Here is a 20,197-nt window from a genome sequence, read left to right on the forward strand (position 1 = left end):
GCAGCAGAGCAGCGTGCCGGCAGGCCGCGGCGCTTGCATGATGCGCCCAGCCAGGCATCCGCTGCGTCCGGGTAGACTCCGGACCGATGCTCCTCCCGCCGAGAACGATCGGCCTCGCCGCGCCCGCGGGCGTCCTGCGCCCGTGGCCCTCCGTGCTGGCGACGTGGGGCCCTGGAGAGCGGAGCACGCTGCACGCCCACCATTGCTGGCACCTCGTGCTGGCGCTCGACGGGGAGCTCCAGATCGGGACGGCCGACAGGGGCCCGTTCCAGCCGGGAGGCGCCGTCCTCACGGCCCCGGACACCGCGCACTCGATCGATGCATCAGGCACCCGTGTGCTCATCGTGTTCATCGAGCCGGAGAGCGACGTCGGCGATGGGCTCGCCCAGGCGCTCGGGGCGTCGCCCATCGAGGTCATGGGCAGCGAGACGGCGGATCGGCTGCGATCGCGCATCGCCGAGCGTGGAGAGGCCGGGCTCGCGGCGGCGCTGCCCGGCATGTTCGAGACGCTGGGGATCGCGGTCCCGCCCTCCTCGCCGAGGCCGAGGCACCCGGGGGTCCAGCGCGTGCTGCGCCATCTGCGGGCGGGCGCCGCAGACGCGGACACGTCGCTCGAAGCCCTGGCCCGCATCGCGCGGCTCTCGCCGGGGCGGTTCATGCACGCCTTCACGGAGAGCGTCGGCGTGCCGCTGCGGCCGTACCTCCTGTGGCTCAAGCTGGAGCGCGCCGGGGCGGCGATCGCCGGCGGCGCGGCGCTCTCGGAGGCCGCCAGCGCGGCCGGCTTCGCGGACGCGGCGCACATGACCCGGACCTTCCGCCGGATATTCGGGGTGAGCCCCTCCGATCTGAGACGCCGTAGCCAGCTCGTTCAAGACGGGTGAGGAGCGGGTCGCCACCTTGAGGGCATGGCACCTCTGATCGTCCTCTCGATCTCGTTCGCGCTGTTCGTTGTCCTCGGGCGCCTCGGCGTCAGGTACCTCGGGAGCTGGGTGACGTGCTTGCGGTACGCCCTCGCGGCGATGTTCCTGCTGACCGGCTCGGCCCACTTCGGGAGCCGGCGCGCCGAGCTCGTGGCGATGGTGCCGCCGGCGTTGCCCTACCCCGAGGTCCTCGTCGCCGCGACGGGGGTCCTGGAGATCGCGGGCGCGGCGGCGCTCCTGGTTCCACGGCTCGCGCCGTGGGCGGCGGTGGGGCTGACGGTGCTGCTCCTGGCGATGTTCCCTGCGAATGTCCATGCCGCGCGCGCGGGGCTCACGCTGGGCGGTAGCCCGGTGACGCCGCTCGTGCCGCGAACGCTGATGCAGATCGTGTTCGTCGGCGCGACGGTCGCCGCGGCGATCGGTGCCCGTGGCGGGGAGCGGATGAAGCGTGAACGAGCTCGGGGTGCGCTGCGCGGCGCGCGAGGCGCTGCCGATCGAGGCATTCGAGCCGGCAGGATGCTGGGTTAGCTCAGATCATCTCCAAACCCTCCAGACGAAGCTTCGAGACGCGGGAGAACTCGGAGACGCGCGATCGATCCCCTGCCAGACGAGCACGACCTCGACACGACGGTGAGGGGCGCCGACCTCCAGGTCAACGTGCACTATGCCTTGCTCGTCGCTCTCGTACAGCTTGCGAACCGTGTCCATCCAGGGGGCGCCTCCGGAGCGAGCAGAGAGAGCCATCTTTCTAGGATGCCGACTCGACGATGGGGCAGCTGGCTCGGTGCGGCGGCTACCGTGGCTCGTCCTTGCGCCGAGTTGACCCTCGAATCAGTTCGCGCTCAGGTCGTCTGTCCGATCGCTGTTGGCAGCGGCAAGGGCCGGCGCGACGTGGCGTCGGCCGAAACGGAGCCCGGATCCAAGGCCGCCCCGCAGCGAGCCCGAGGTGGGCGGATCGCTCTGGTGCGCGCTGCGGCTGGCGATGCCATGGAGTAAAGGCGCTGTCCGAATGTGGTCTTTCCGAGCCACGATTTCACGGACTTGCGAGGTAAATTCGGACACCACCGAATACGGGGAGATGCGGCGGCGCTCTGCGCTGCTCGCGACAACGAGCAGGTCGTCTGTCAGATAGACTGCGCCATGGCGCGAGACATCATCGACTTCAGCATCGAGCGCAACCGCCACGAGCACTTCTTCGGTCGAGAGGACGTGCTCGCCACCATCGATCACCACATCGATGGCGCGGGCGCGTCGGGCCGTTGGTTGCTCGTCACGGGCGGACCCGGCATGGGCAAGAGCGCGATCCTCTCGCGGTGGCTCGACGTGCAGGAGCAGCGCGGTCACAGGGCGCCGCACCACTTCCTCCGGCGCGACGTGATGGACTGGGCTCACCCCGAGGCGGTCGCGCGCTCCCTCTCGACGCAGATCGAGGCGCTCTACCCGGCGCAGAAGGACCCCGAGGCACGGCCGGATAGCCGGCTGATCGAGCTCCTGGCGAAGGTCTCCAAGCACGAACTCGTCCCCCGCGGAGAGCGCCTGGTGCTCGTCGTCGACGGCCTCGACGAGGCCCGGAGCGAGGGCGCCGGGCAGAACCCGCTGCCGAGCTTCCTGCCGTATGCGATGCCGCCGCGCGTGCACGCGCTCTGCGCCTCACGCCCGCAGTATCCGCACCTCGAATGGCTGGAGAGCCGCGGGAACGTGCGACGTATCGACCTCGACGCGCCCGCGTGGGCGAGTTCGAACGAGCAGGCCTGCCGCGCGTTCTGGGGCGATCAGGCGCCGCGGTTCACACCGCGGCTCAACCCGAGCCTCGTCGAGGAGGCGGTCACGAGGGCGGAGGGGAACCTGCTCTACGCGGTGAAGCTCAGGGAATGGCTCGAAGAGCAGCCGGTCGAGCTGCGGCGTGTGGAGCGCCTGCCCCGCGGGCTGAGCGGGTTCCTGGAGCAGATCTGGCAGCAGCTCCGAGACCTGCCGCGCGAGCAGTTCGGGCTCGTCGCGAGCGCGCTCGGGCTGGTCTGCGCGGCGCGCGAGGCGCTGCCGCTCGAGGAGATCGAGGCAGCGGGAGGGTGGAGCGGCGTCGAGGCCGGTGAGGACTTCCTTCGCGCCGCGCGAGCGTTGCTCTTGGAGGAGCCGGCGTCGTGGCGCGACGCGCGGGCGTACCGGCCGTACCACGAGGCGTTTCGCGCGTTCGTCACCGAGAAGCTCGGGCCGAAGCGCATGGTCGAGCTGAACCGACGGCTCCTGGAGACGACGGCCCGGTGGCCCGTAGCAGAGGGGGAGAGCGATTTCCGGAGGCGGTACGCTCCGCGCCACGCGATTGCGCATGCGCTCGCGGGAGGCAAGCAGGAGCAGGCGCGGGGGTTGTGCAAGGATCTCGGGCTGCTGGAGGCGCTCTGCCGCGAGGATGGGCCTGCGGCGCTCGAGGATGCGCTGCGCCTCGGCGCGAAGGAGCTCAGGGACGGCGAACTCGACCTGATCCACCGGGCGGTGCGAGCCGAGTCGCACTGGCTCCGCGATGCCCCGGAGGCACTGCCGGAACTGGTCTACAACCGGCTGCGCTCGGCCGGATGGGAGGCGGAACGAATCGCGCGGACGCTGCGGTTCCCGCGCGGCTTGCCGACGATCCGGCTGCGAAATCCGGTACGGATATGGACCGGAGAGGAGCGCACGCTGCACGGCCACTCCTTTTGGGTCAATGCCTGCGCGATCAGCCCCGAAGGCCAGCGCATCGTCTCGGCCGCCGCCGATGGGACGCTCAAGGTATGGGAACTGGCGACCGGACAGCTCCTTGCCACCCTCGAAAGCCACTCCGGTTGGGTCATTGCCTGCGCGATCAGCCCGGATGGCCGGCGCATCGTCTCCGCCTCCTCCGACAGGACAATCAAGGTATGGGACCTTGCAACCGGGCAGCTCCTCGCCACCCTCGAAGGACACTCCGATTCGGTCAGTGCCTGCGCGGTCAGCCCCGATGGCCAGCGCATCATCTCGGCCTCCTACGACAGGATGCTCAAGGTATGGGACCTTGAAACCGGGCAGCTCCTCGCCACTCTCAAAGGACACTCCGCTGGGATCCACGCCTGCGCGATCAGCCCCGACGGCCAGCGCATCGTCTCCGCCTCCTCCGACCGAACGCTCAAGGTATGGGATCTTGCGACCGGGCAGCTCCTCGCCACCTTCAAAGGACACTCCGATCAGATCCGCGCCTGCGCGGTCAGCCCCGATGGCCAGCGCGTCGTCTCGGCCTCCATGGACTGCACGCTCAAGGTGTGGGACCTGGCAACCGGGCAGCTCCTCGCCACCCTCGAAGGACACTCCAGGTTGGTCAATGGCTGCGCGGTCAGCCCGGATGCCAAGCGCATCGTCTCGGCCTCCGACGACAGGACGCTCAAGGTGTGGGACCTTGCAACCGGGCAGCTCCTCGCCACCCTCGAAGGACACGCCGATTCGGTCAATGCCTGCGCGGTCAGCCCCGATGGCCAGCGCGTCGTCTCGGCCTCAGACAGCACGCTCAAGGTGTGGGACCTGGCCACCGCGCAGTTCCTCGCCACCCTCGAAGGCCGCTCCAGGTTGGTCAAGGCCTGCGCGGTCAGCCCCGATGGCCAGCGCGTCGTCTCGGCCTCCTTAGACAGCACGCTCAAGGTATGGGACCCTGCGACCGGGCAGCTCCTCTACACCCTCGAAGGGCACTCCGCTCAGATCCTCGCCTGCACGGTCAGCCCCGATGGCCAGCGTATCATCTCGGCCTCCTACGACAGGACTATCAAGGTATGGGACCTGGCGACCGGGCAGCTCCTCGACACCCTCGAAGGACACGCCAATTTGGTCAGAGCCTGCGCGTTCAGCCCCGATGGGCAACGCATCGTCTCGGCCTCAGACAGCACGCTCAAGGTACGTGACCTTGCGACCGGGCAGCTCCTCGAAGGACACTCCAGTTTGGTCAGTGCCTGCGCGTTCAGCCCCGATGGCCAGCGCATCGTCTCGGCCTCCTACGATAGCACGCTCACGGTATGGGACCTGGCGACCGGGCAGCTCCTCGCCACCCTCGAAGGACACTCCAGTTTGGTCAGTGCCTGCGCGTTCAGCCCCGAGGGCCAGCGCGTCGTCTCGGCCTCCATGGACTGCACGCTCAAGGTATGGGACCTGGCGACCGGGCAGCTCCTCGCCACCCTCGAAAGCCACTGCGGTTGGGTCAGTGCCTGCGCGGTCAGCCCGGATGGCAAGCGCATCGTCTCGGCCTCCGACGACAGGACGCTCAAGGTATGGGACCTGGCGACCGGGCAGCTCCTCGCCACCCTCGAAGGACACGCCGATTCGGTCAATGCCTGCGTGATCAGCCCGGACGGCCAGCGCATCATCTCGGCCTCCTACGATAGCACGCTCAAGGTATGGGACCTTGCGACCGGGCAGCTCCTCGCCACCCTCGAAAACCACTCCAGTTTGGTCAACGCCTGCGTGATCAGCCCGGATGGCCAGCGCATCATCTCGGCCTCCGACAGCACGCTCAAGGTGTGGGACCTTGCGACCGGGCAGCTCCTCGCCACCCTCGAAGGACACTCCGCTCAGATCCGCGCCTGCGTGATCAGCCCGGATAGCCAGCGCATCGTCTCGGTCTCCGACAGCACGCTCAAGGTATGGGACCTGGCGACCGGGCAGCTCCTCACCACCCTCGAAGGACACGCCAATTTGGTCAGTGCCTGCGTGATCAGCCCGGATGGCCAGCGCATCATCTCGGCCCTCTTAGACAGCACGCTCAAGGTATGGGACCTTGCGACCGGGCAGCTCCTCACCACCCTCGAAGGACACGCCAATTTGGTCAGTGCCTGCGCGATCAGCCCGGACGGCCAGCGCGTCGGCTCAGCCTCCTCGGACAGCGCGCTCAAGGTATGGGACCTTGCGACCGGACAGCTCCTCGCCACCCTCGAAGGACACTCCGCTCAGATCCGCGCCTGCGCGATCAGCCCGGATGGCCAGCGCATCGTCTCGGCCTCCGACAGCACGCTCAAGGTATGGGACCTTGCGACCGGACAGCTCCTCGCCACCCTCGAAGGCCACTCCAGTTTTGTCAGTGCCTGCGCGATCAGCCCGGATGGCCAGCGCATCATCTCGGCCTCCTTAGACAGCACGCTCAAGACATGGGAAATGTCGACAGGAAAATGCCTGGATACAGTGCGCGGAACCAGCTCATTCTTTAGCGTGGCTGTATCACAACAGATCCTCTGCGCGGGCGACGCCAATGGCAACCTCTGGTATCTCGATTTCACGACCGCGGCACCTCGTGGGGGAAATTCCCCGATGAAGAAGACCATCCGCCTCTTCTTCAGCTACTCCCACGAGGACGAGGCTCTCCGCGACGAGCTGGAGACCCACCTCGCCCTTCTCAAGCGCGAAGGCATCCTCCAGAGCTGGCATGACCGCTGCGTCTCCGCTGGCGACGAGCGGGCTGGGCAGATCGACAAGAACCTCGACGAGGCCGACGTGATCCTCCTCCTCGTCAGCGCCGACTTCCTTGCGTCGGATTACTGCTTCGACAACGGGATGACGTGCGCCCTCGATCGCCACGACGCCGGGCAGGCCCGCGTCATCCCGGTCATCCTCCGGCCGACCGACTGGCTCAGCGCGCCGTTCGCCAGGCTCCAGGCGCTGCCCAAGGATGCCAGGCCGGTCACCCTCTGGCAGAACCGCGACGAAGCGTGGACCGACGTGGCCCGCGGCATCCGGCGCGCGATAAACGCGCTCGGAGGGCACGCCGAGTAGCTTCCCAGGACGTTCGCCTGGGGCACACCCCGGGCCCATATCCGCACCTACTCACCTTCGCGGTGTTCGTCATGACGCGGCCGCGCCAGGAGGCGGCTCGCCCAGGCCGAGGCGGAGCTGACAGCGACAACGCGGGCGCTGGATGCAGCGCCGCCGTGAACGGCGCTGGAAACGGAGCGGACCGAGATACCATGGGCGCACCGACCGCCCTTCAAGGAGCACGCGATGTCCGACGCGATCACGACGTCTCAGGCTGAGCCGATCGACGACGAACAGTACCCGGCCTTCCTCGAAGCCATCCGCGCCCGCTTCGGCGAAGTGACCGCCGGCGGCGCGCGCCTCTTCACCACGGACGCCGCCGGCCTCTTCGACGCGTTCCTCGACGGGCTCCGCGCGGAGCGGCGCCAGCACTACACATGCAGCGCGTGCCGCCGCTTCGTCGAGCGCTTCGGCGGGCTGGTGAAGGTCGCGCCCGATGGGTCCGCAACGTCAATCGCGTGGGCCCCCGAGGCAGCGCCGCCGTTCTTCCGGGCCTCCGTCGAGGCCATGGCGCTCCTCGTCGCGCGCGCGAAGGTGACCGGCGTATTCCTCTCCGACGAGCGCACGTGGGGGATGCCCAGCAACAAGAGCCAGAAGCCGCCCTTCTCCTGGAAGCACATGGCCGTCGCGCCCGGGCGGGAGCTCGTCTTCAAGCCGTCCGCCGTGCAGACCACCTCGCAGGTCGTGGCCGAGAAGCTCCAGGACTACGGCACCCTCTGCCGAGGGCTCGCCGAGTTCCCGCTCGAGGTCGTGAGGCAGGCGCACACCCTCCTGACCACCGGGAACCTCTACCGATCGGAGAAGTGCATCGGCGTGGCGAAGTGGCTGGTCGATCTGCATGAGGCGCGCGCGGCGACGAAGAACCCCGTCGCCCGCGACAACCTCACATGGCTCGCCGCGGCGACCGCGCCGGCAGGGTTCTGCCACGTGCGCAGCGGCATGATCGGCACCCTCCTGGAGGATATCCAGGCCGGGCTCGGCTTCGCCGACATCAAGGCGAAGTTCGACGCCAAGATGCACCCGCTCCTCTACCAGCGCCCCCAGGCGGCGCCGAGCGCCGGCAACATCGCGCAGGCCGAGGCCATCGTGCAGAAGCTCGGCTCGGCCGGCGCACTGGAACGCCGGTTCGCCAGGCTGGAAGACATCCAGGCGCTGTGGAAGCCGAAGGCGGGTGCGCCCAAGGAGCAGGGCGGCGGCGTCTTCGGCCACCTGAAAGCCAAGATCGCCACGGCCGCAGCGTCCGTGGAGCAGCCGCCGGTCGTCATGACCTGGGAGAAGTTCCAGCGGACCGTGCTCGCGGACGCGGAGCGCATCGAGTTCTTCGTGCCCGAGCAGAACGCGTCGTACGCGGCGCTGGTGACGGCCGCGAACCCTGATTCACCGCCCATCCTCCAGTGGGATCGCGAAGAGAAGCGGAACCAGGTGAGCTGGTACATGTACGTCAAGGGCTCGCCGGCGAGCGCGTGGAACCTGAAGGCGGGGCAGTTCCAGAACGTCACGGCGATCGCGCTCCAGCCGACGATGTGGGACGGCCCGGACAAGTACCCGCACCAGGGCCAGTCGGTCTTCTTCCTCCTCGACGGCGCGCGAGACGTGAACCACGAGCGCAGCGGCGGCCTCTTTCCGGAAGACCTGCGAAGCGAGTACCACGGCATCCGCGCCACCATGGAGGCGTACGCGAAGAACGCGACCATCGCGGGAGCCAAGGAGGCGTCAGCCTGCGGCATCAAGCTCCAGAAGAGCGCCGGCAAGTGGGATTACCTCTTCCGCGTCACCACGAAGAACGGGCGAGTCACCTACAAGCTCGACCGCTGGGACTGAGGATCGGGGACCGGGACATCCCCGCGAAGCCCTCCCTTGCGACGCTCTCGGCGAAGGGGCGCGACGCCGTGCGCGCGCATCGGACGGTAGGAACCGCACATCGGGGGCCCTGCGGGTGCTGCGTCATCGGCGGACGGGTGCCGGGAGCGCGGACACGCCGCTCGAAGCCCTGGTCCGCATCGCGCGGCGCTCGCCGGGCGGGGCATGCGCGCTGTTAAACTGGCGCCGTGGCGAGAGACCTCATCGACTTCGGCATCGAGCGCAGCCGCCACGAGCACCTCTTCGGTCGAGAGGACGTGCTCGCCGCCATCGATCGCCACATCGATAGTGCGGGCGCGTCGGGCCGCTGGGTGCTCGTCACGGGCGGGCCCGGCATGGGCAAGAGCGCGATCCTCTCGCGATGGCTCGACGTGCACGAGCAGCGCGGCCACACGGCGCCGCACCACTTCCTCCGGCGCGACGTCAGGGACTGGGATCGCCCCGAGGCGGTCGCCCGCTCCCTCTCGGCGCAGATCGAGGCGCTCTACCCGGCGCAGAAGGACCCCGAGGCGCGGCCGGAGAGCCGGCTGATCGAGCTCCTGGCGAAGGTGTCCAAGCACGAACTCGTCCCCCGAGGCGAGCGCTTGGTGCTCGTCGTCGACGGCCTCGACGAGGCGCGGAGCGACAGTGCCGGGCAGAACCCGCTGCCGGGCTTCCTGCCGTACGCGCTGCCGCCTCGCGTGCGTTCCGGAGGCGGTATGCCGCGCGACACACGATCGCGCATGGCCTCGCGGCGGGCGAGAAGGAGAAAGCGCGGGGGTTGTGCCGGGATCTCGGCCTCTTGAGGGCGCTCTGTCGCGAGGATGGCCCCGCGGCGCTCGAAGAGACACTGCGCTTCGGCGCGAAGGAACTCCGGGACGGCGACATCGACCTGCTCCACCGAGCGGTGCGGGCCGAGTCGCACTGGCTCCGCGATGCGCCGGAAGCATTGCCGGAGCTGGACTACAACCGGCTGCGCTCGGCGGGATGGGAGGAGGAGAGAATTGCGCGAACGCTGCGGTTCCCGCGCGGCCTGCCGGAGATCCGGCTGCTGCATCCAGTACGGATGTGGACTGGAGAGGAGCGCACGCTGCAGGGCCACTCCGGTCCGGTCCATGCCTGCGCGATCAGATCAGTCCAACTAGCCCATTCAGGTGTGCGGCAGCATCGCAAAAGTTCCTCTGCGCAGGCGACACAAATGCCAACGCATGGCATCTCTATTTCACGACCACGGTACCTCTTGGGAAAGGTTTCCCGATAGGGAATGCCATCCGCCTCTTCTTCAGCTATTCCCACAAGGACGAGGCGCTCCGCGACGAGCTGGAGACCCACCTCGCCCTTCTCAGACGCGAGGGTCTCCTCCAGAGCTGGCATGACCGACGCGTCGGCGCCGGCAACGAGTGGGGATGCCAGGCCGGTCACCCTCTGGCAGGACCGCGACGAAGCGTGGCACGACGTGGCCCTCGGCATCCGGCGCGCGATCGAGGCGCTCCGAGCGCGCTCCGGATAGTTCCCCGGCCACGTCCCCGCCAGCACATCCGTGGCCCTGTCGCAACATGCTCGCCTGCCCTGCCGAACAGCCCCCGGTCGTTCACACCCTGTCGGACTTACTGCGCGCTTGGCTCGCAGTCCAACGTCTCCACACGGCATGGCCGGCGAGCCCGTGGAGTCGATTCAGAGCGCCGATGACGTCTGGGAGCTGTGCTGCGGCCCGGTTCTGCTCGCGCAGGTCCCCCTCAAGAACAACGAGCTGAAGCTGGCCAGGGCGCGGTGACGTGCGCTGGCTCACGCCGGATCATGCGGAGAGGGCAGCTACGATCCCCCGGTACCGCCGGCGTGACGCTGGCCCTTGCGAGCAAACGTGCGGCCGCATGCGGGACATTTCCAGGCCGGCATGGTCTGACTCCTGCGCGAACCGGCAATTATCATTCTGCCGAACGGCGCGTCACCCCGCCGGGGACTTCAGCGCTCGTTCGAGGTGCCGCTCGATATGCGGAGAAACTTCGCCCGCGCGCTCGGAAACCAGATCATGCGTGCCGCCCGGGACGACGATCAACTCGGCTCGTGGCAGCAACTCCGCGAGCCGACGACCCACAGCCACCGGGCTGATCGGATCAGCATCCCCCCAAAGCAGCAACACCGACGTAGAGATTTCATGCAGCCGCGGGGAGAGATCGTCCCGCGCGTCTAAGAACCAGCGTGGGGCACCGGGGTTCCGCTGCTCGAACTGTGGACGCCAATCGACCGCGCCCAACGTACGGACATCAATGCCCCCGGACGTCACGGAAAGAACCATCGCTCGAACACGCTCCGGCCGCGCCATTGCCTCACGCAATGCGATCAGCCCGCCCATCGACTGCGCAAAAAGCACCACCGGACCGGTGATCTCGTTCACGACGCGCTCGACGAGGTCGGACATCCCACGCACCGCCGGATCTGCAGCTGCCCCACCAAGCCCCGGCCAGCTGAAAAATCTCCGCCGACCTCGGTGCGAGAGGCCGTCACTGACCGGCTTCCACATTGTCGTGTCACCGCCTGCGCCGGGCAGGAAGAGCAATGCTTCTGAGTCTTCGTGGAGGAAGTTGGGCACGTGCTGCTCTAGCATTCCTCCATTCCCTTGAACAGCTCGTACCTGTCACGGTCGAAGGCCGCGGAGAGGTGGCGGAGAGCGACGACTCCGGCGGGGCTTTGTCCCCTCGCGGCGTGGGCCTCGTGCTCTCCTCTGACCGAAGCCTCGGCGTCATCGAGCTCCTCATCGGACGGCCGCTATCGCAAACTGCTCACGTTGATCAACCGACTGGCACCTTGACCATTACCCGCCGACGAGCCGCCGCCCAGATCGCGACCTACCCGCTTGCCCCGCCGACGAGCCGCCGGCCATCTCACCACCTCCCCGCCCGCCCTGCCGACCAGCCCCCGGCCATGTCTCGTCCCCGCCCTCGCTCGCCCTCACCGGTACGGCCCGCCCCGCCCCTCCCCCCGCATCTGCCGCGCGAGCGCCAGCATGGGCCGCAGCACCTCCCGCGCCGCCGCCGGATCCGCGAGCGGCGCACCGATCACCACCGCGATCGCGCCCGGCGCCACCGCGACCCCCTCCTCCGCATCCGCAACCCCACCGAGGCGCGCCGCCTGCTCCAGGATCGCCGCTGCGATCCCCTGCTCCGCCGCGTTCCTCGGCCGGGCCGCGCCCTCGATCGGCGGATCCAGCCGCAACGAGACCCGCGTCCTCGCAGGAACGGCCCCCTTGAACAGCGTCTCCAGCTCGAACCGCGCCCCTTCGAGCGTCCCCGAGAGCCGCATCGAACCGGCCCGGAGCGCCCCGTCGCTCTCCTCCGCGAAGCGGCGCCACGCGGGCAGCCACGCCGCCATCACCGCCGGCGGCGGCAGCGCCGCGCCGGCCTCCGCGAGCGCCTGCGCGAGCGCGTTGACCTGCGCCAGGAACGCGCCGAGGGCCTGCTCGTCCGACGCCTCCGCGGCGCTCCACACCCACGCCTCCCTGTCGTCCACGTCGGCCCGATGGAAAGCACGCAGCGCACGGCGGAGCGCAGGCCCGAGCACGGCCACCACCTGGGCCTCCTCCCGTCCCGCCGCCCGGAAGCGCCGATCGAACCCCTCGTCCCCCGTCTCCAGCCCATCAAGCTCCAGCACGCGCCGCCACTGCACGTCGAGGCGCAACCCCCAGGGCTCCGCGAACCGCACCGTCGCGCCCAGACCGGCCCTCAACCCCTTCACGGCAGAGGCCACCTCCACGGTGCACCCCGCGCGCACGCCGCGGAGCCGCAGCCCCCGTTCCAGCGAGAGCCCCACCCGCCGCCCCGCGCGCGCCCAGACCGCGCGCCAGCGATCCGCGCCTATCCGGGGCCGCTTTCCATCGCGCCCGGTCCGCGGCTCGAACAGGCCGACGATCACCGGCACGCGGTGCCGCACCAGCTCCCCGCCCGCCAGGTGCTCGATCGTCACCTCCAGCGCGTACTCCAGGGCCACCTCGCGGAGGCTGAAGGACGGCGCGAGATCGCCCGGCAGAGAGATGCGGAAAGGCACCTCCGTTCCCTCGGCGATCCCTGTGACATCCTGGAAGAACACGTTCGGGCAGCTCTCATACGAACCGCCGCGCGCGTTCACCTGCTCCACCCCATTGCCGACCAGCGCGACGCGGAGCCCGAAGGGGTAGCGCCCCGGGAGACCACCGAAGGCGACGGCCCCGGTCACGATCGCGCCCGGGGTGAGGGTCCGGCCCGGCAGCGACACCTCGACGAAGGCGCCGCGCCCCCGGTGGCTCGCGTCGATGAACGGCCTGTCTTCCGGCCGCTGAGCGGACCGGGGCCGGATGAGGACCTCCTGGCTCTCCCGCGCGTCGAGCCACCACGGAATGGAGACGTGCGCGCGGACCTCGCACCGGCACGCCTGGAAGGCGCCGGCGAACGTCGGCGGGAGATCACCGGGCAGCGCGAACGAGACGCGGTAGCGGTGAATCCCCTCGCCGAGCCGCCCTTCCCCGGCCACCTCCTCGCTCAGGAGGAGCAGGTCGCGAACCTCGAAGGTCCTCTCGCCCGGAACCATCTGCTCGTGCGTGTGCCGCAGGGCCACGCGCACGAAGTTGATGGGCGTCTTCGCGGCGCTCTCGAGCGAGAGCCCGACGTCGAACGCCTCGCCCGGATGAACGACCCTGGGGAGGCGCAGCGTGATGAAAGGGCGGCTCCTCATCGCCGCCTCGCAGTGTAAACGACCTGGCCAACCGCCCTCCGCCAGGGCGTCATGCCGCTCGTCGAACAGCGACGCGGTTGCCCTACCCACCAGCAGCACGCCTTACCCACCAGCAGCGCGCCCTACCCGCTCTGCAGCGCACCCCCGCCGCGCGCCATGTACGCCGCGAACAGCGCCGGCGCGAGCCGCTTCATCGCGCGCCGCGCGTCGATCACCGCCTCCCCGGAGCGGCGCGCCTCACGCGAAGACGCCGCCGCGAGCGCCGCGACGAAGCGCCGCGCCCTCGAGAGCGCCTCGGCCTGCCCGGCCGCTCGCGGTGGCTCGACGACAGCTCCCCCGGACGCGGCACGCTCCTCGAGGACCGCCTCGTCCAGCGCGATCCCCACCGGCGGCGGCAGCACCCCCGTCACGATCCCCACGGGCGCCGACCACGCCGCCGGCTCCTCCTCGATCTCGATCTCGTAGCGCGCCACGTCGGGCAATCCGCGCACGGCCTCGTCGCGCGCCGACGCGAGCGCCGCGTCGAACGGATCGCGGAGGAGCGCCTCGAGGTAGTACCGCCGCGCCGCGGGCTCCCCGAGCGCCGTCGCGACGTCCGCGAGCAGGAACAGCGTGCGCGCGCTCCGCCGCACCGCCGCCGCGCTCGTCAGCGAGGCGCGCGCCTCGGCCGCGTCGCCCGCCGCGAGCCAGTAGTACCCGGGAGGCTGCCCCTCGAGCCGCCCGTCGTCGCCCTCGGCCTCGCGGAGCGCCTCCGCGACACGGCGCAGCAGCACGCTGCGCAGCAACGCGAACGCGCCGCTCGCAGGCTCGAGGCCGCGCGCGATCCCGAGCAGCGCAGCCGCCGGCGCGGCCGAGCCCTGCGCCCGCGCGAGCTTCCGCTCCAGCGCGGCGACCCGCTCTGACTGGCGGCGGAGGTCGGCGTCCGCCGGATGGATCGCCGCGAGCTCCGCGAACAGCCGCCGCGCCTCGCGCAGCTCCCCCGCGGCGATCGCCTCGGACGCAAGCGATAGCCGCAGCGTGCGCTGCGCGAACAGATCGAGCTGACCTTCGGGCGCGCCGTCGCCGGGCGAGAGCGCCGCGGCGCCGTCGACCGGGACCGGCTCCACCAGGAGCGCGCGGCCTTCGAAGAGAGACAGCTGTCGCATCGCGAGATCGAGCTCCGCGCAGGCGCGCCGAGCCTAGCTCGAGCGGCCCAGGGTCGATGGCATTGCATCGACAGCGGTCGGTTTGCCGTTCCTCGGGATGTGGCGGAGCGGCGAGCGCGCTCGGCTACTCCGCCGCCTCGCCCAGCCACGCCCGCGCGAGCTCGAGCGTGCGCGCGTTGTCGACGGCCCGCTCCAGGAAGTGCGCCCGGAACGCGCCGTCGCTGATCTTCTCGGCGCGCGCGAGCAGGCGATCGCGCGCCTCGGCGATCGCCCGCGCGGCCTCGGCGCCGCGCCCGCAGACCGACAGCGCCTCGGCGTAGACCAGGCGCACCACCGACTCGCCCTCCTCCACGCCCACCTCGTCGAGCAGCGCGCGCGCACGCTCGGCGGCGGCGAGCGCGTCGCCAGGGCTGCCGAGGTGGAGCAGCGCGCGCCCGAGCACCGCGACGGCGTAGGCGCGCATCGGCGGGGCCCGCTCGAGGATCGCGTCCGCCGCCCGCGCCTCGCGCGCCGCCGCCTCGGGATCGCCCGCGAGGAGCAGGATGCTCGCGAGGTAGACGCGCGCGCAGCCCTCCATCCGCACGTCGCCGTGGCGCTCCAGCATCGCGCACGCGGTCTCCTCGACCGACCTCGCCTCGTCGAGCCGGCCTCGGTAGGAGAGCACCAGGCCGAGGTTCTGGAGGACGTACGCCGTGGTGCCGCGCAGCTCCATGCGCTCCGACTCGGCGAGCGCCTGCCGCAGCGCCGCCTCGGCCTCCTCGAGCTGACCCACCTGGCCGTACGAGTAGCCGAGGTTCATGCGCGCCATGCACGCCCGCCGCACGTCGCCGGCCTGCTCGAACGCCGCGAGCGCCGCCGCGATGCCCGCGAGGCTCGCGCCGGGGTCCCCGCCCGCGTGCGCGCGGATCGCGCGCGCCTCGTGGAGGTTCGCCACGGCCTCGAGATCCGGCGCCGGGGCGCCCTCGATCGCGCGCTCCGCGCCCTCGAGCAGCGCGTCGGCCAGCGCGTAGCGGCCGCCGAAGATCAGCATGAGCGCGGCGGAGCTCAGGCAGGCGCTCTTGGCGGAGCTCCCGTCCTCGAGGGGCGCAGGCGTGTCGCGCGCGACGGCGGCCCAGCGCTCGACGCGCTCGAGGCCGCCCGTGGCGCCCGCGGCGATGATGATCCGGGTCAGGGCGGCGAACCAGGCGGCGGATCCCTCCGCGAGGTGCTCCGCGGAGGCCGCGGCGCGCTCCTCGGCGAGCGCGAGATCGCCGCGCCAGAAGTGCGCCTGGCTCTCGAGCAGGCGGAGCTCGCCCACCGTGGCGGGCGCCGGATCACACGCGACGCCGCGCGCCGCGCGCGCCAGCACCGCGCCGAGGTCGTTGCCCCGCAGCGCCTGCCGCGCGGCCGCGAGGTACGCCGTTGCCGCGCGCGCGGGCTCGCCGCCGCGCTCGAAGTGCTCGGCGAGCGCCATGGGGTCGGCCTCGCCGCGCTGCGCGAGGAAGCCGCCCGCGAGCGCGTGGCCGAGCCGCCGATCGCCCTCGGTCAGCATGCCGTAGGCGGCCTCGCGGATGAGCGCGTGGCGGAACCGGAGCGCGGCGTCGCCGGCCGCGCTCCGCGGCCCGATGCGCACGATCGCCTCATGCCGCACGAGCTCGTCGACCTCGCGCGCGACCTCCGACCGGCCCACGAGCGCGGCGACCCCCGCCTCGGTGAACGCCTCGCCAAAGACGCTCGCGGCGCGCAGCACGCGGCGCGCCTCCGGGTCGAGCGCGTCGAGCCCGGCCTGCACCATCGCGAGCACCGTCTCCGGCGGCGCCGCGGTCCGGCCGCGGGCGGCGGCGCGGATCTGCTCCTCCAGATAAAACACGTTGCCGTCGGCGCGCTCGACGAGCGTCCTCACGAGCTCCGCGCTCGCCCGGGCGCCGAGCGCCTCCCGCACGAGCCGCTCTCCGCCCGACGGCGCGAGCGGAGAGAGGCGGACCTCCCGGACGAGGTGAGGCCCCCAGAGCCCCGGGAAGAGCTCGTGCACGCCGGGCCGCGCCAGCGCGAGCACCGCGAACCGCCTGCCCTTCAGGTTGCGCAGCGCGGCCTCGACGAGCGTCACGGTCGGCAGATCGCCCCAGTGCAGGTCGTCGAGCACGAGGAGCACCGGCTGCGCGGCGCACTCGGCGTCGAGGAAATCCTCCCACGCGAGGCGCAGCTGGTCGCTCATCAGGAGCGGGTGCCGCCGCGCCACCCTGAGCTGCACGTCGTCGTCGTCCGGGAACGGCGCGCCCGCGAGCTCGCCGAGGAACGGCGCGACGCGCGCGGCCGCCGCGGCGCCGCAGCGGCGCTCGACGCGCGCGCGGATCTTGCGCCGCTTCGACTCGATCGGCTCGCCGTCGCGCAGGCCGAGCCCGCGGCGGAGCGCGCGCTGGAGCAGGCCGAAGGCGGAGCCGGCGCTCATCGGGTCCGCCTGGCCGAGCCACACCGCGAGGGGCTCGCTGCGCGACCGGAGCGCGCGGACGAGCTCGTAGCAGAGGCGTGATTTGCCCGACCCCACCGCGCCCGTCACCAGCACCGCGCCCGGGGCCGCCCCGCGGACGCAGGCGTCGATCTCGGCCTCGATCAGCCCGAGCTCGCGCTCGCGCCCGACGTAGGGCGCCGGCCGGCCGAGGAGCGAGGGCTGCGTCTCGGGCTCCTCGCGCGCGCCGTGGAGCCAGCACCCCGACGCGTCCCGGGTGGCGTCGAACCGCGCGCCGAGCAGGCCCGCGGTCGTGTCGTCGATGCGGATCGCCGCCGGATGGAGGGGCTCTCGGCTGCCCTGGACGAGCTGCACGAGGCGATCGATCACCGCGCCGACCGGCAGCCGCGCGGCGACCTCGGCCCGGCCGATGACGAGCGAGAGGCGGGCGCCGCCGAGCAGCTCCCTGAGCGAGAGGGCGCAGCGGGCCGCCTGCGCCGCGAGGTCGGTGGGCGCGGCCGATCCCGAGAGCGTCACGAGCAGCCACCGCGCTTCCAGGAGCTCGATCCGGCCGCGGTGGCGTTCGACGATCTCGCGGATCGCCCGCGCCCGCGCCTCGTCCTCGACGTCGGAGAGCGTCGCCTCCGCGTCGGCCCAGCCCTCCCGGGCGAGGAGGAGGCACATGACCTTCCGCTCGCTGGTCGTGATCTCGCGGCCGCGCTGCGCCGGCGGGTGGGACGACGGGGGCTGCAGCGACGGCGGGCCCGCGTCGAGGCGTGAATCCAGCGCCTCCGAGGCGAGCGCCGCCGCGACGACGCCCGCGTCGCGCGGCCGGGATTCCCGCGCCTTCGACAGCATCCGCGCGACGAGCCGATCGAGCCAGGCCGGGACGTCGTCGCGGAGCTCCCTGAGCCGCGGCGGCTCCTCGAGGAGGACCTTCATGAGGACCGAGAGCGGGTCGCTGCCGCCGAACGCGGCGCGCCCGGTGAGGCACTCGAAGAGCACGCTGCCGAGCGCGAACACGTCGGCGCGCGCGTCGATCTGCGGCTCGCCGCGGGCCTGCTCCGGGGCCATGTACTGGGGCGTGCCGCGGATGTCGCCGAGCGTCGGGAACTCCTCCTCGTCATCCCCGGAGAAGCGCGCGACGCCGAAGTCGATGAGCCGGACGCGCTGGAGGTCGCCGCCCTCGAGGATGAGGTTGCCCGGCTTCACGTCGCAATGCACGAACCCCAGCTGGTGGACGGCGGCGAGCGTCTCGGCGATGCGCGCGGCGAGCGTGAGGCCCTCGGCGAGCGTGAGCGGGCCGCGATCGAGCCGCTCCGAGAGGGTCTCGCCATCGAGCCACTCCATCGCGAGGTAGAGCCGGCCGCCGCCCGTCGCTCCGTGCGCGACGTAACGGGCGACGCCGGGGATCGCGAGCGTCGCGAGGGCGAGGTGCTCGCGCGCGAGGGCGCTCAGCGACGCGGTCGCGGCGGTCTGGAGGAGCTTGAGCGCGACGAGCTCGCCGGACCGGAGATCGCGCGCGCGGTACACGCGCGCCGTCGCGCCCGAGGCGGCGTGCTCCTCGATCTCGAACCGGTCGTCGACGACCTCTCCTGCCTGCATCGAGCTGACGCGCTCCTGGCGGGCGCTCTGCCGCTATTGCACAGCGTGCCAGCGGCGCGCGCCGTCCGTCCACTGTCACTTCGCTCGACGCCGCGCGGCGTGCGCGCCGGCTCACCGTGGCCGATCCCCTGGCCGAGCCACCTCGCAGGGACGCATGTCGCGGCGCAGGCGCTCGCGTCGGCGCGGCGCACACGCTGGCGCACTGGCGCGCCTCCCCGGCCCACCTACCTGTCGCGCTGCGCGCCCGCGTCAGGGGGCGCTTGGCCTGCCTCTGCGTCGCCTGCGCGCCGCCGCAGCACGACGTAGCGGAGGTGCGGGAGGCCGCTCACCGCCACGGGAGCGAACGCGTCGCCAGCGCCGGGCAGGCGCGCGACGCGCTGCTCCACCCCGCGCGCGAACCGCGACGCGGGCCACGGCGACGCGGGCGCCTCGCCCTCGGCGAGCAGCAGCACCAGCGCGTCCACCCGGCGCGCATCGAGCAGCGCCCCGGGGATCCGCTTCGTTGTGTGCCCGCCGGGCAGCGCCGCGATCGCCGGATCCGTGACCCCCGCGAGATCGACGAGGGTCGCGCCCGTCGCCGCCCCGAGCCAGCCGATGTCGAGCGCCGCGACGACCTCCGCCCCGGCGAGCGCGCCGCGGAGCTCCTCGACGACGCGCAGCCGGTCGCTGCCCACCCGCGCGGCGGTCGGCCCGACCCGGACCATCACGAAGAGCTCCCCCGCGAGCGCGAGCGCGAGCCGGAGCGCCGTGGCGCGCGCATCCGCCACCGAGGCGACGTAGGCCGCCGCGAGCACCACGGCGGGCAGCGCCGGGACGACGAGCCGCGAGAGCGGCATCCAGTCGCCGCCCGCCGCCGCGACCGCGAGGAAGTGCACCGCGACCGCCGCGAGCAGCCCGCGCGGCCACGCGGGGAGCGCGCGCCACGCGGCCGGCGCGATCAGCGCCGCAGGCCCGGTCAGGAGGAAGCACGCGAGCGCGTACCGGGCCCCGAGCGCCGCGTCCGGCGCCTTCGCCAGCGCGGCGAGCGGCGCGGCCCGCCCGAAGATCGAGAGGCGCGCGAAGGCCACGGCGACGAAGGGGAGGCCCGCGAGCGCGAGCGCGGCGAGCGCTCGCGCCCACGCGGGCCGCGGCGGCGCGCCCCCCGCGGCGTCGCGGCGCGGAGCCGCCTGGGCCGAGAGCGCGACGACGAGCGCGAACGGCAGGAGCTCCGGCCGGAGCGCCGCCGCGGCCCCGGCGCAGGCCGCGCCGGCGAGCGCGCGGCCGAGCGCCGGTAGCGCGACGGCGAGCGCCCCCAGCGCCGCGACGACGCCCGTCTCCATGCCCGCCACGCTCCAGGCGGCGAGCGGCGCCGACGCCGGCACGAGCGCGAGCGCCGCGAACCGGATGGGACGATCGGACGCCCGATCGATCGCGAGCGCCAGGACGCCGGCGGCGAGCGTCCACGCGAGGGCGCCGAGCGCCTTCGCGGCCGCGAGCGCGGCGAGCGGCCCGCCGGCCGCGAACGGCGCCAGCACGAACGCCCACCCGAGCGGCGTCACGCCGTCGGTCACCGGCCCGGCCGCGTTGAAGCGGTAGCCCAGCCCCCGGGCGAGGTGGTGCGCATAACGCGCCGTGATCAGGGCGTCGTCGACCGTGAACCCCGAGAGCGCGAGCGCCGGGAGCAGCGCCGAGAGCGCGCCGGCGAGCGCAACGAGCAGCGAACGCTCCCGCCCCGTCACGCCGCCCGTGCGTCCGCGCGGCACTCCGATGGACACGAGGCGCCGACG

The 20,197-nt window shown here is 72.2% G+C and carries 11 protein-coding genes and 1 pseudogene; 6 read left to right on the forward strand and 6 right to left on the reverse strand.

Translation table 11 applies throughout. The features are described 5' to 3' along the window. Nucleotides 1-86 precede the first annotated feature (86 nt). Both WMF46_RS19840 and WMF46_RS19845 read left to right on the forward strand, forming a co-directional pair. Entirely contained in the window at nucleotides 87-881 is a 795-nt protein-coding gene (locus tag WMF46_RS19840) for a helix-turn-helix domain-containing protein (RefSeq protein ID WP_437987039.1), read from the forward strand. Between the two features lie 24 nt (nucleotides 882-905). Continuing rightward, nucleotides 906-1,448, forward strand: coding sequence for a DoxX family protein (locus WMF46_RS19845; RefSeq protein ID WP_437987040.1), 543 nt, complete (start codon nucleotides 906-908; stop codon nucleotides 1,446-1,448). Between the two features lie 303 nt (nucleotides 1,449-1,751). Here WMF46_RS19845 and WMF46_RS19850 read toward each other — a convergent pair whose 3' ends face one another. Continuing rightward, a complete protein-coding gene (locus WMF46_RS19850) occupies nucleotides 1,752-2,264 on the reverse strand; it encodes a hypothetical protein (protein WP_437988048.1) in 513 nt (170 codons plus the stop codon). Between WMF46_RS19850 and WMF46_RS19855 the strand changes: the two genes are divergently transcribed. From WMF46_RS19855 to WMF46_RS19870, 4 genes and pseudogenes are all read left to right on the forward strand, one after another. After that, nucleotides 2,154-6,674 (forward strand): TIR domain-containing protein, encoded by a 4,521-nt coding sequence (locus WMF46_RS19855; RefSeq protein WP_437987916.1) that lies wholly within the window; start codon nucleotides 2,154-2,156, stop codon nucleotides 6,672-6,674. The two genes, WMF46_RS19850 and WMF46_RS19855, sit on opposite strands and share 111 nt — an antisense overlap. 225 nt (nucleotides 6,675-6,899) lie before the next feature. Further along, nucleotides 6,900-8,534: a hypothetical protein gene (locus tag WMF46_RS19860; RefSeq protein WP_437987041.1), complete on the forward strand. Its 1,635-nt coding sequence runs from the start codon at nucleotides 6,900-6,902 to the stop codon at nucleotides 8,532-8,534. A 227-nt stretch (nucleotides 8,535-8,761) separates the two neighbouring features. Then, the gene (locus tag WMF46_RS19865) at nucleotides 8,762-9,358 is read left to right on the forward strand and encodes an ATP-binding protein (protein ID WP_437987042.1); all 597 of its coding nucleotides are present in this window, start codon (nucleotides 8,762-8,764) and stop codon (nucleotides 9,356-9,358) included. An 842-nt stretch (nucleotides 9,359-10,200) separates the two neighbouring features. Next, nucleotides 10,201-10,326 (forward strand): annotated as a pseudogene (locus tag WMF46_RS19870) (IS481 family transposase); the annotation flags it as partial. A 171-nt stretch (nucleotides 10,327-10,497) separates the two neighbouring features. Here WMF46_RS19870 and WMF46_RS19875 read toward each other — a convergent pair. The 5 genes from WMF46_RS19875 to WMF46_RS19895 all read right to left on the reverse strand — a co-directional run bounded on the left by WMF46_RS19875 (nucleotide 10,498) and on the right by WMF46_RS19895 (nucleotide 20,185). Further along, a complete protein-coding gene (locus WMF46_RS19875; protein WP_437987043.1) occupies nucleotides 10,498-11,157 on the reverse strand; it encodes an alpha/beta fold hydrolase in 660 nt (219 codons plus the stop codon). A 344-nt stretch (nucleotides 11,158-11,501) separates the two neighbouring features. Next, nucleotides 11,502-13,256 carry a hypothetical protein gene (locus WMF46_RS19880; protein ID WP_437987044.1) on the reverse strand — a complete coding sequence of 585 codons (1,755 nt, stop codon included), beginning with the start codon at nucleotides 13,254-13,256 and terminating at the stop codon, nucleotides 11,502-11,504. Between the two features lie 122 nt (nucleotides 13,257-13,378). After that, nucleotides 13,379-14,401: a hypothetical protein gene (locus WMF46_RS19885; protein ID WP_437987045.1), complete on the reverse strand. Its 1,023-nt coding sequence runs from the start codon at nucleotides 14,399-14,401 to the stop codon at nucleotides 13,379-13,381. A gap of 124 nt (nucleotides 14,402-14,525) precedes the next feature. Continuing rightward, a complete protein-coding gene (locus WMF46_RS19890) occupies nucleotides 14,526-18,431 on the reverse strand; it encodes a serine/threonine-protein kinase (protein ID WP_437987046.1) in 3,906 nt (1,301 codons plus the stop codon). 224 nt (nucleotides 18,432-18,655) lie between these two features. Then, the gene (locus WMF46_RS19895; protein ID WP_437987047.1) at nucleotides 18,656-20,185 is read right to left on the reverse strand and encodes a hypothetical protein; all 1,530 of its coding nucleotides are present in this window, start codon (nucleotides 20,183-20,185) and stop codon (nucleotides 18,656-18,658) included. Nucleotides 20,186-20,197: the final 12 nt, after the last annotated feature.

Origin of the sequence: Sorangium sp. So ce117, assembly GCF_051524395.1 — a bacterium.
GTDB lineage: Bacteria > Myxococcota_A > Polyangia > Polyangiales > Polyangiaceae > Sorangium > Sorangium cellulosum_B.

What these genes read in the sequence shown, in the direction of transcription:
- WMF46_RS19840 (WP_437987039.1), top strand. Translation starts at nt 87, where the DNA reads ATGCTCCTCCCGCCGAGAACGATCGGCCTCGCCGCGCCCGCGGGCGTC.
- WMF46_RS19845 (WP_437987040.1), top strand. Translation starts at nt 906, where the DNA reads ATGGCACCTCTGATCGTCCTCTCGATCTCGTTCGCGCTGTTCGTTGTC.
- WMF46_RS19860 (WP_437987041.1), top strand. Translation starts at nt 6,900, where the DNA reads ATGTCCGACGCGATCACGACGTCTCAGGCTGAGCCGATCGACGACGAA.
- WMF46_RS19875 (WP_437987043.1), bottom strand. Translation starts at nt 11,157, where the DNA reads ATGCTAGAGCAGCACGTGCCCAACTTCCTCCACGAAGACTCAGAAGCA.
- WMF46_RS19880 (WP_437987044.1), bottom strand. Translation starts at nt 13,256, where the DNA reads ATGAGGAGCCGCCCTTTCATCACGCTGCGCCTCCCCAGGGTCGTTCAT.
- WMF46_RS19885 (WP_437987045.1), bottom strand. Translation starts at nt 14,401, where the DNA reads ATGCGACAGCTGTCTCTCTTCGAAGGCCGCGCGCTCCTGGTGGAGCCG.
- WMF46_RS19890 (WP_437987046.1), bottom strand. Translation starts at nt 18,431, where the DNA reads ATGCAGGCAGGAGAGGTCGTCGACGACCGGTTCGAGATCGAGGAGCAC.